Raw genomic sequence first — 10,591 nt, 5'->3', positions numbered from 1 at the left:
TGCCGGCGATAGGGCCGGAACAGACAAAAGCTGCAACACCCGCGTGACAAAATTTTCACATTGGTTTAAACAGAATCCGCACCCGCACAATGCTGCGTTGGCCCAGTGCCAGCGCCCTCTTCGCAACCCGCAATCCTAGGACCTTCCCATTCATGGCTAACACGGACGCCTTGAAGCAACGGGGCGCGCGAGCACCGTTCTCGCCCACCCTGAAATCCCACCTGGCCTACACGCTGCTCAGCGGCCTGGTGATCATGCTGATGCTCAGCCTCGTGCGCCTGGCGCTGTTGGTCTACAACAGCGATATGGTCGGCGATACCCCTTACTCCACCGTCGCCGAAGGCTTCATCAATGGCTTGCGCTTCGACCTGCGGGTGGTGGTGTACCTCAGCATTCCGCTGTTGCTGGCCATGCTCAGCCCCTGGGCCATGGCCCGGCGAGGGGTGTTCCGTTTCTGGCTGACACTCACCTCCAGCGTGGTGATGTTCCTTGGCCTGATGGAAATGGACTTCTACCGCGAGTTCCACCAGCGCCTCAACGGCCTGGTCTTCCAGTACATCAAGGAAGACCCGAAAACCGTACTGAGCATGCTCTGGTACGGCTTCCCGGTGGTGCGCTACCTGTTGGCCTGGGCTTTCGGCACCTGGCTGCTGAGCCTGCTGTTCAAGGGCATCGACCGCATCACCCGGGGCCAGGGCGCACAACGCGTGGCGCCGTGGTACAACCGCCTGGCCGTGTTCATGGTGGTCTTGCTGGTGGCCGTGGTCGCCGCCCGTGGCACGCTGCGCCAAGGCCCGCCAATGCGCTGGGGCGATGCGTTCACCACCGACTCCAACTTCGTCAACCAGCTGGGCCTGAACGGCACCCTGACCCTGATCGACGCCGCCAAGAGCCGCTTCGGCGAAGACCGCGCCAACATCTGGAAGCCGGTACTGGAGCAGGGCCTGGCCACCGAAACCGTGCGCAAGCAATTGCTGACGCCGAACGACACCCTGGTCGATGCCGACGAAGCTGCCGTGCGCCGCGACTTCCTGCCGCCGGCCGAGCGCACCCTGCCGGTCAAGAACGTGGTGGTGATCCTGATGGAAAGCTTTGCCGGCCACTCGGTCGGTGCGCTGGGTAGCCCGAACAACATCACCCCGTACTTCGACAAGCTGGCCAAAGAGGGCCTGCTGTTCGACCGCTTCTTCTCCAACGGCACGCACACCCACCAGGGCATGTTCGCCACCATGGCCTGCTTCCCCAACCTGCCGGGCTTCGAGTACCTGATGCAAACCCCGGAAGGCGGCCACAAGCTGTCGGGCCTGCCAGCCCTGCTCAGCGCCCGTGACTACGACGACGTCTACGTCTACAACGGCGACTTCGCCTGGGACAACCAGTCCGGGTTCTTCGGCAACCAGGGCATGACCACCTTCATTGGCCGCAACGACTTCGTCAACCCGGTGTTCTCTGACCCCACCTGGGGCGTGTCCGACCAGGACATGTTCGACCGCGGCAACGAGGAGCTGGCCAAGCACGATGGCAAGAAGCCGATCTATGCGTTGCTGCAGACCCTGTCCAACCATACCCCGTATGCGCTGCCCAAAGACCTGCCCGTCGAGAAGGTGACCGGCCAGGGCCGCCTGGACGAGCACCTGACCGCCATGCGTTATTCGGACTGGGCGCTGGGCCAGTTCTTCGAGAAGGCGCGCAAAGAGCCGTACTTCAAGGACACCCTGTTCGTGATCGTTGGCGACCACGGTTTCGGCAACCACCAGCAGGTCACCGAGCTGGACCTGGGCCGTTTCAATGTGCCGCTGCTGCTGATTGCCCCGGGCATTCAGGAGAAGTTCGGGGCGGTCAACCACACCGTGGGCACCCAGGTCGACATCGTGCCGACCATCATGGGCCGCCTGGGTGGCAAGGCCCGCCACCAGTGCTGGGGGCGCGACCTGCTCAACCTGCCTGAGGGCGACCAGGGCGTGGGCATGATCAAGCCGTCGGGCAGCGAACAGATCGTCGGCCTGGTACAGGGCGACCGCATTCTGATCGAGTCCAAGGACATGACCCCGCGCATGTACCGCTACCAGTTGGGCAGCGAGTTCAAGGCCGAGCTGATCGAAAGCCCCGACCAGCCGCAATTGCTCAAGCAGCTTGAAGCGTACATCCAGACTGCCACCAAGAGCCTGCTGGACAACACCGCCGGTGTGGTGCACGGCACGCCGAAGTAAAAGCTCGCGGGTCACCCGCTGCCACAGTGGCTGCGCCAGCTTCGTGCTGGCGCTACCCCTGCGGGCGGCCCTGGGTCGCGATGGGGGCCCCACGTTTCGGCGCCTGCCGCTTTCATCCTACTGAACATTCTCCCTGCCCCAAGGTCAGTTGTTCAGGCGTAACACACACCCTGTGTTCCTTGACTCAGAGGGTCCGTTAGATGAAAGAGTGGGAAGTCATTTTTGCCGACCAGAAGGGCGAACCGTCCACTCTGGTGTTGAAAGCCGAGCATCGTCCTAGCGAGGAGGAGGCGGCGAGGGCCATTCGTTCTCACCTGTTTCCGGTAATGGCCGAGCTGGACCTCAACGACTTCCAGGACCGCAGCATTTCCCCCACTGCACGCTGGCTGCGTGAGCACAGCGGCGTAATGATCAAAAGCATTGAGGAACAGCCCTAACCCACACGTTTGCGTGGTGCCTTGGCAGGCGCTACGCTGTCAGCAGGTGCTCGCCTAATATGCGGGCTGGCACCGCATACATTCGCGTCTTGCATCAGCTCGTACTGCCCGGCCGCTGCCGGCAGGTGCGCAGTAGCACGGAAAGTCTATCCATTGCATTATTCAGGAGGACGTTTCATGAGCAGCCAGAACGACGATATCAGCAGCGACGTCCTGCGCCAGATGAAAGCAGGCGGTTTCGACTTCACCCAGATCCACCCTATCGAGTTCTATGCCGTATTCCCCGACGAAGCCGGGGCGCGCCGTGCTGCCAGGCAGTTTCGCGGCGAATCGCTCAATGCCCAGGTGAAGGAGGGCGACGGTGGCTGGCACCTGGAACTGAGCAAGGTCATGTATGCCACCTATTGTGGGATTGGCGACTTCGAAGAGGCCTTCGAGCAGTTGGTGACGCCCTATGGCGGCGAGGTGGAGGGTTGGGGGGTCAAGCACGAGCGGCTCACGGCCTAGCAGCCCTGCGTGGCCATCACCTCAGGCACACCCGCGCCAGGCAGGGGCGGGTTTACCCTAAGCAGCCACTAACGCTTGCGCTTGGCCATATGCTGCAAATAGTCCAGCAGCGCATCCAGCTCCTTGTTGCTCAGCACGCTTTCGGCAAAGCCCGGCATCTTCGCCTGTGGCCACTGCCGCAGGCTTTGCGGGTCGCGGATCAACATGCGCAAATAACCCGGCTGAAAGTATTCGGTGGGGTTGTGCGGCACATTCAAGTCCGGCCCAACCTGCGCATCCCCCGCACCGTTCAGGCGGTGGCAGGCCATGCAGTTTTGCTGGAACAGGGCAAAGCCCTGGCGTACCGGGCTGTCGGCCGGTAGCGCCGGGTCGGGCAGCAGTGCCGGGTACCGCTGGGCTACCGGGGCGAGCTGGCGCAAGGTTGCGATCTGGAACGGCCATTGCTCCGGGCGTATACCGCCGGCCTGCGCTGCTGTCCACACCAGGTAGAACGGCCCTGCGCCAGGTTTGCCTGCACCCAGCGGTGGCCAAGGTTGGTTGGGGTCTTCCACGGCCAGCCAGGCCTGCGCCGGGCCTTTCTGCAACAGCGGCGCAGCGGGCATTTCTGCGGCAAAACCGTCCAGCGCTACCGCCTGCAGGTGGTCGCTGGCGGTAACGCCAGGCAACAGTGCAGCCAACGGCACCGCCCGGTACTGCATGGGGCGGTTGTAGGCTACGTCCTGCTCGATGCGGATGGTCTGCGCTTGCGGGTGGCTGAGCAGTTCGTCGCTGCTCCACTGGCGCTGGGTAGCGCCGAGTTCAAGGTGCAGTTGTGCCGCCGACAGTGGCAGGCTCAGCAGCAGCGCAAGCAGGGCAAGGCAATGGCGCATGGGTACACTCCGACCAAAGAGGCCAGCAGGTTACCTGCGCACTGCCCGTTGACGCCACTGCTGCAGTCAGCCGAACAACCTTGTCAGGTTCGGCACGATCAGCAGCAATGTAGTGGCGAATAAAATAAGCCCGGCTTGGCGAATTTTCGAATGTCTGAACATGGCGGACCGCCTTCTTGTTGTTATTCCTGAGTACCCGTTGGCTTCCTTGTCGCGCTTCGGGTCGATCGCAGTAGCGTGGTGTGGCGCCTTAACTGCCTGCCTTTTATGAGTGGATATACAACCAACAGTAGGGCGTGCGTTATCCATGTTCGAGAACTCTTTGTTCTAGTAGTCGAGACTTTCAGGCCTCATGGCTATGAGGCCATGTGCCATCTCGCTAGCATGCTCTCGCTAGACGGTGGCGCAGCCATCCATAGGGCGCCGACAAAATGTGACCGTTCGTCAGTGCCGCCTACTTGCTTGTACGTGCCTTTCGCGTCAGGCTCTACAGCAGATTCCCACCCATGTCGTTCAGGACTAATCCTATGTCGTTACGCATCTGCATCCTTGAGACCGATGTTCTGCGGCCGGAATTGACGGCGCAATACCAGGGCTACGGCAGGATGTTCGAGCAGCTGTTCTCGCGGCAGCCAATTGCCGCAGAGTTTCGTGTGTACAACGTGATGAACGGCGATTACCCCGCCGACAGCGAAGTGTTCGATGCCTACCTGGTCACGGGCAGCAAGGCAGACTCGTTTGGTACCGATGCCTGGATCCAGACGCTGAAGGCCTACCTGTTGAAGCTTTACGCGCGTGGCGAGAAATTGCTGGGTGTGTGTTTTGGCCACCAGTTGCTTGCGTTGACCCTGGGTGGCAAGGCCGAGCGTGCCGACAAGGGCTGGGGCGTGGGCATTCACCGCTACTCGCTGGCGGCGCACGCCCCGTGGATGGACCCTGAGGTGTCGGAGCTGACCTTGCTGATCAGCCACCAGGACCAGGTGACCGAACTGCCGGAAGGCGCCACGGTCATTGCCTCCAGCGATTTCTGCCCGAATGCGGCGTATCACATCCGCGACCAGGTGCTGTGCTTCCAGGGCCACCCGGAGTTTGTCCACGACTACTCCCGCGCGCTGCTCGATGCGCGCCAGGAATACCTGGGCGACGAGGTGTACCAGAAGGCGGTGGCCAGCCTGGCCAGCGAGCACCAGGGCGACCTGGTGGGCGAGTGGATGTTGCGGTTCATCCAGCAGCCGGTGACCAAACACGACGCGGCGTAATGGCCGGGGGCTGCTGCACAGCAGCCCGATCGTGCCCCACGGCCGCCCCGGGGCTCAGCGCCCCATCATGTCCCGGACCATGCGCTGCTGCTCCATGATCTCGCGTTGGCGCTGGTCAATCTGCGAAGCCAGCGGGAAATTCCCGCCGGCCCGGCGCTTGGCGTAATCCAGCTGCTGGATCGCCTGGTCAAAGTCCCCCACCAAGGTGAAGTACTCTGCCCGCGCCCGGTGCAAGCCGATGGTATTGCCCGACAAACCGCGCACCTCGGCCATGTCGTACCACACGTCCGGATCATCCGGCCGGCTTTTCACCAGCTCGTCCAGCACTTTCTCGGCTTCGGCAGGCTTGTTCAGCTTCACCAGCAAATCGGCGCGCACTTGTTTCAGCGGGTAGTTGCCGGGGTATAGCTGCTGCATGCGCTCGGCGCGCTGCTGGGCATCGGCCAGGCGATTGTTGGTGATGTCCAGGTCAATCTGCGCCAGGTTGTAGGTGATGTCGTTGGGCGCCTTGGCCAGTAGCGGCTTGAGCATTTCCCGCGCTTCGTTCAGCTGGCCGCCCTTGATCTGCGCCAGGGCCAGGCCATAGCGTGCAGCATCGAGTTTGGGGTCTTCGTCGAGCTGGGCACGGAAGCGCTTGGCCGCCAGCCCCGGGGTGCCTTCGTAGATAAGCGCCACGCGGGCGCGAATCAGCTGGTAGCGTGCGCTGTCTTCGATACCGCCCGGTGGCGCCTGGTCGGCGCGGTTGCGGGTGTCGGCGATCCGCGACTCGGTCACCGGGTGAGTCAGCAGAAACTCCGGTGGCTTGGCGTCATAGCGATACTGGCGGGCCAGGCGCTCGAACATGGTTGGCATGTTGCGTGGGTCGTAGCCGGCCTTTTCCAGGTTCAGGATGCCGATGCGGTCCGCTTCCTGTTCATTTTGCCGCGAGAACCGGCGCTGCTCCTGAATGGCCGCCGCCTGGGTGCCGGCGATCATGCCGATGCCGGCGTCGCCAGCGCCCCCCGCCGCCAGTACGATCCCGGCCAGCAGCGCTGCCATCATCGGCAGTTGCATGCGTTGCTGGGCCTCGACGCCGCGGGCGAAGTGGCGTTGCGACAAGTGCGCCAGTTCGTGCGCCAGCACCGAGGCGTATTCGCCTTCCGTCTGTGCGTTGAGGAACAGCCCGCCGTTGACCCCCACAATGCCCCCGGGCGCAGCGAAGGCGTTGAGCTCGCGGCTGTCGATGAGGATGAACTCCAGGCGCCGGTCCTGCAGCTGGCTGGTCTCGGCCAGCTTGTACACGCTGGTTTCGACATAGTCCTTGAGTTGCGGGTCGTTGAGCTGGTTGACCTGGCCGCGCAACAGGCTCAGCCAGGCGCGGCCGAGCTGGTGTTCCTGCTGCGGTGAGACGATCGCGGAGCTGGCGTCACCCAGTGATGGCAGGTCGTCAGCATGGCCGGGGAGGGCCAACAGGCAGGCCAGCGTCAGCAGGGTAGGGCGCAGTAGTTTCATGCACGAAGCTCGCGTCGGTGTCAAAGATAGCTACTGTAGCGGGCTCACACGTTGGCGACCAGTGGCGCTATCCTAGGCAGCCCTGCCAACAAGCAGTCTGGCAATGCCTTTGGAGACCCTGCAATGAGTGACACCCTGACCTGCGACGCCGTACTCGACGCCAGCGGGCTGAATTGCCCTTTGCCGCTGCTCAAGGCCAAGATGGAGCTCAACCGCCTGGCCAGCGGCGCGGTGCTCAAGGTGATCGCCACCGACACCGGCTCGCAGCGCGACTTCCGCACTTTCGCCACGTTGGCCGGTCATACCCTGCTGCAGGAAACGGCCGAGGCCGGCACCTACACCTACTGGCTGCGCAAGGCCTGAGTCTTTACCAAGGATCGTCAATGTTCAAAGTGCTTCGCGACTGGGTGCAGCGCTACTTCTCCGATGAAGAAGCGGTGGTGCTGGCGGTCTTGCTGTTCCTGGCGTTCACGGCCGTGCTAACCCTGGGTGGCATGCTCGCGCCGGTGCTGGCGGGCATGGTGCTGGCGTTCCTCATGCAAGGCCTGGTCAATGCCCTGGAGCGCTTGCGGGTGCCCACGCGGTTGGCAGTGATGCTGGTATTTGCCCTGTTCATGGGGGCGCTGGCGCTGTTCATGCTGGTGTTGGTGCCGCTGTTGTGGCACCAGCTGATCACCCTGTTCAACGAGCTACCGGGCATGCTCGGCAAGTGGCAGTCGTTGTTGCTGTTGTTGCCCGAGCGTTACCCGCACCTGGTGTCGGACGAGCAGGTGCTGCATGCCATCGAATCGGTGCGCGGTGAAATCGGCAAGTTTGGCCAATGGGCGCTGACATTCTCGCTGTCCAGCCTGCCATTGCTGGTCAATGCCATGATCTACCTGGTGCTGGTGCCGATCCTGGTGTTCTTCTTCCTCAAGGACCGCGAACTCATCGGCCGCTGGGTCAGTGGCTACCTGCCACGCCAGCGCACCCTGCTGAACCGGGTGGGTAGCGAGATGAACCGGCAGATCGCCAACTACATCCGTGGCAAGGGCATCGAGATCCTGATCTGTGGCATTGCCACCTACATCGCGTTCATCAGCCTCGGGCTCAATTATGCCGCGCTGCTGGCGTTGCTGGTGGGGCTGTCGGTGGTGGTGCCCTATGTGGGCGCGGTAGTGGTAACGGTGCCGGTCACGCTGATTGCACTGTTCCAATGGGGCTGGGGCGATCAGTTCATCTACCTGATGACGGTGTACGCGATCATCCAGGCGCTGGATGGCAACGTGCTGGTGCCGCTGCTGTTTTCCGAGGCCGTGAGCCTGCACCCGGTGGCGATCATTTGCGCGGTGTTGTTGTTTGGCGGGCTGTGGGGGTTCTGGGGGATCTTCTTCGCCATCCCGCTGGCGACCCTGATCAAGGCTGTGCTGGATGCCTGGCCGCGGCAGGAGCCTATTGTGTCACCGATGCTGTAAATTTGGGGCTGCTTTGCAGCCCATCGCGACACAAGGCCGCTCCTACAGGGATCCGCGATTTCCGATGATGCCGGCCCGGCCCCGCAGTACTGCCGGCCGCCCCCGCCCGGCGTAGGAGCGGCCTCATGTCGCGTAAGGGGCGCCAAGCGCCCCCAACGATCTCAAGCCTTGTTCAGTGCCTGAGCTGCTGCCAACACGGCATCCACATGCCCGGGCACCTTCACCCCACGCCATTCCTGGCGCAGCACACCGTCCTTGTCGACCAGGAAGGTGCTGCGATCCACGCCCATGTACTCCTTGCCATACAGCTTCTTCAGCTTGATCACGTCGAACAGCTGGCACAGGGCCTCGTCCTTGTCGCTGATCAGCTCGAACGGGAAGCCTTGCTTGGCCTTGAAGTTCTCGTGCGACTTGAGGCCGTCACGCGACACGCCGAACACCACGGTGTTGGCTGCGGCAAAGGCTTCATGCTGGTCGCGGAAGCCCTGGCCTTCGGTGGTGCAGCCCGGGGTGCTGTCCTTCGGGTAGAAGTACAGCACCACCTGCCGGCCCTTGAGGTCGGCCAGGCTCACGGTTTGCCCGCCGGTGGCCTGGGCCTGGAAGTGCGCTACAGGTTGGTCGAGTGCTACAGCCATGATCGCTTCCTTACATTGGGTTCTGTGGGCGCCATGGCTCGATCAGCGCATCGAGGTTCAGGGCGTCGGCAAAGTCCAGGAACTGGTCACGCAACCAGCTGATTTGCGTGCCGGCCGGCAAAATGACGGTGAACTGGGCATTGAGCATGCTGCTGCCGGTCTGCGGCGCCAGGTAGGTATCGCACGTCATGGCTTCCAGCTCGACGCGGTGGTCGAGGAAGAACTGGCACAGCTCGTTGATGATGTCCGGGCGGTAGGCGGCGCTGACGTAGGCTACATAAGGCAGGGCCTGCGGGCGTACCTCCTGGTCGGCGCTGCGCACCACGTCCAAGGTCAGGCCGTGCTTCTTGCCCAGGCTTGGCAACATGGCTTCAAGGCGGGCCAGGGCGTCCCAGCTGCCGCCTACCTGCAGCACCAGGGCGCTGGTTTCGCCGTGGCGGCTCAGGCGCGAGGTAACCACCGCGCAGCGGTTTTCGAAGGCAGCGCGGCTGAGGACGTTGGCCAGTTCCATGGGGTTGGGCCCCAAGGCACTGATGACGAGGAATTGTTCGCGGACGGTGGGGGTGGACATGCAGCATTCCTAAAGCGATGAGCGGTCGGTACAGGACGGGAGAAAGCCTCCAGTCGGCAGGGCCCGGGGCTCGCATGCGAGGTCTTGGACGCTGGCCGGGAGCAAGGTCGACGGCCCGGCGGGCCGCGCTGCACCGATCAAAGCATCAAGGGTAGCGAAATAAGGCGCCGAGGGGAATGCTCCGCCCGCCTGCTTCGCTTGTGCAAGGCCGATGCCCCCAGTACCATTACCGCTCTCTTTTTCCGGCAGGAGCAGTTACATGATTGCGGGCAGTATGGTGGCATTGGTCACACCCATGGATGCACAAGGGCGTGTTGACTGGGGCAGCCTCGACAAACTTGTAGACTTCCACCTGGAAAACGGCACCCATGCGATCGTCGCTGTCGGCACCACCGGTGAGTCGGCCACGCTCGATGTCGAAGAGCACATCCTGGTCATCAAGCATGTGGTCGAGCGCGTCAAGCGCAGCAACAAGCCCATCCCGGTCATCGCCGGTACCGGTGCCAACTCCACTGCCGAAGCCGTGCACCTGACCCAGAACGCCAAGAATGCCGGCGCCGATGCCTGCCTGCTGGTGGTGCCGTACTACAACAAGCCAACGCAAGAAGGCCTGTACCAGCACTTCAAGCACATTGCCGAAGCCGTCGACATCCCGCAGATTCTCTACAACGTGCCGGGCCGCACCTCCTGCGACATGCAGGCCGAGACCGTGATCCGCCTGTCGACTGTGCCGAACATCATCGGTATCAAGGAAGCCACCGGCGACCTGGCCCGTGCCAAGGCCATCCTGGAAGGCGTTGCCAGCGACTTCATCGTCATGTCTGGCGATGACCCGACCGCTGTCGAGTTGATCCTGATGGGCGGCAAGGGCAACATCTCCGTCACCGCCAACGTCGCCCCGCGCGAAATGGCCGATATGTGCGAGGCCGCCCTTGCGGGCGATGCCGAGAAGGCCCGCGCTATCAACGAAAAACTCATGCCACTGCACAAAGAGCTGTTCTGCGAAGCCAACCCCATCCCGGTGAAGTGGGCGCTCGTTGAAATGGGCCTGATGAAAAAGGGTATTCGCCTGCCGCTGACCTGGCTCAGCGAAGGTTGCCACGACAAAGTCCGTACTGCCTTGCGCCAGTCCGGCGTACTGGTTTAAGAGGAAGTACA

12 protein-coding genes are annotated in these 10,591 nt (G+C 62.8%); 7 read left to right on the top strand and 5 right to left on the bottom strand.

What is annotated here, in order from left to right:
* The first annotated feature begins 152 nt into the window (after positions 1-152).
* From G1E_RS16765 to G1E_RS16755, 3 genes are all read left to right on the top strand, one after another.
* Positions 153-2,210 carry an LTA synthase family protein gene (locus G1E_RS16765; RefSeq protein ID WP_009682022.1) on the top strand — a complete coding sequence of 686 codons (2,058 nt, stop codon included), beginning with the start codon at positions 153-155 and terminating at the stop codon, positions 2,208-2,210.
* 200 nt (positions 2,211-2,410) lie between these two features.
* The gene (locus G1E_RS16760) at positions 2,411-2,647 is read left to right on the top strand and encodes a hypothetical protein (protein WP_009682021.1); all 237 of its coding nucleotides are present in this window, start codon (positions 2,411-2,413) and stop codon (positions 2,645-2,647) included.
* A gap of 177 nt (positions 2,648-2,824) precedes the next feature.
* On the top strand, positions 2,825-3,154 hold the full coding sequence (locus G1E_RS16755; protein ID WP_009682020.1) for a ribonuclease E inhibitor RraB: 330 nt from the start codon (positions 2,825-2,827) through the stop codon (positions 3,152-3,154).
* A gap of 68 nt (positions 3,155-3,222) precedes the next feature.
* Here G1E_RS16755 and G1E_RS16750 read toward each other — a convergent pair whose 3' ends face one another.
* Positions 3,223-4,023, bottom strand: coding sequence for a cytochrome c (locus G1E_RS16750; protein WP_009682019.1), 801 nt, complete (start codon positions 4,021-4,023; stop codon positions 3,223-3,225).
* A 66-nt stretch (positions 4,024-4,089) separates the two neighbouring features.
* A complete protein-coding gene (locus G1E_RS28385) occupies positions 4,090-4,332 on the bottom strand; it encodes a hypothetical protein (protein WP_146073870.1) in 243 nt (80 codons plus the stop codon).
* Positions 4,333-4,550: 218 nt separating this feature from the next.
* Between G1E_RS28385 and G1E_RS16745 the strand changes: the two genes are divergently transcribed.
* Positions 4,551-5,282, top strand: coding sequence for an amidotransferase (locus G1E_RS16745; RefSeq protein WP_009682018.1), 732 nt, complete (start codon positions 4,551-4,553; stop codon positions 5,280-5,282).
* 54 nt (positions 5,283-5,336) lie between these two features.
* On the opposite strand, the gene G1E_RS16740 is transcribed toward G1E_RS16745, so the two are convergent.
* On the bottom strand, positions 5,337-6,773 hold the full coding sequence (locus G1E_RS16740) for a M48 family metalloprotease (protein WP_029887110.1): 1,437 nt from the start codon (positions 6,771-6,773) through the stop codon (positions 5,337-5,339).
* A gap of 123 nt (positions 6,774-6,896) precedes the next feature.
* Here G1E_RS16740 and G1E_RS16735 point away from each other — a divergent pair, with 123 nt between their 5' ends.
* Together G1E_RS16735 and G1E_RS16730 are read left to right on the top strand one after the other, a co-directional pair.
* The gene (locus G1E_RS16735) at positions 6,897-7,136 is read left to right on the top strand and encodes a sulfurtransferase TusA family protein (protein ID WP_009682015.1); all 240 of its coding nucleotides are present in this window, start codon (positions 6,897-6,899) and stop codon (positions 7,134-7,136) included.
* Between the two features lie 20 nt (positions 7,137-7,156).
* A complete protein-coding gene (locus G1E_RS16730; protein ID WP_029887111.1) occupies positions 7,157-8,227 on the top strand; it encodes an AI-2E family transporter in 1,071 nt (356 codons plus the stop codon).
* A gap of 161 nt (positions 8,228-8,388) precedes the next feature.
* Here G1E_RS16730 and G1E_RS16725 read toward each other — a convergent pair whose 3' ends face one another.
* Together G1E_RS16725 and G1E_RS16720 are read right to left on the bottom strand one after the other, a co-directional pair.
* On the bottom strand, positions 8,389-8,862 hold the full coding sequence (locus G1E_RS16725; RefSeq protein WP_009682013.1) for a peroxiredoxin: 474 nt from the start codon (positions 8,860-8,862) through the stop codon (positions 8,389-8,391).
* A 10-nt stretch (positions 8,863-8,872) separates the two neighbouring features.
* Positions 8,873-9,433, bottom strand: coding sequence for a glycine cleavage system protein R (locus tag G1E_RS16720; protein WP_009682012.1), 561 nt, complete (start codon positions 9,431-9,433; stop codon positions 8,873-8,875).
* A gap of 259 nt (positions 9,434-9,692) precedes the next feature.
* Here G1E_RS16720 and dapA point away from each other — a divergent pair, with 259 nt between their 5' ends.
* Positions 9,693-10,580 carry a 4-hydroxy-tetrahydrodipicolinate synthase gene (gene dapA, locus G1E_RS16715; RefSeq protein WP_009682011.1) on the top strand — a complete coding sequence of 296 codons (888 nt, stop codon included), beginning with the start codon at positions 9,693-9,695 and terminating at the stop codon, positions 10,578-10,580.
* Positions 10,581-10,591 lie beyond the last annotated feature (11 nt).

It is taken from the genome of Pseudomonas sp. TJI-51 (assembly GCF_000190455.2).
In the GTDB taxonomy this organism is placed as follows: Bacteria; Pseudomonadota; Gammaproteobacteria; order Pseudomonadales; family Pseudomonadaceae; genus Aquipseudomonas; species Aquipseudomonas juntendi.
This window is presented reverse-complemented; position numbering and strand designations above follow the sequence as displayed.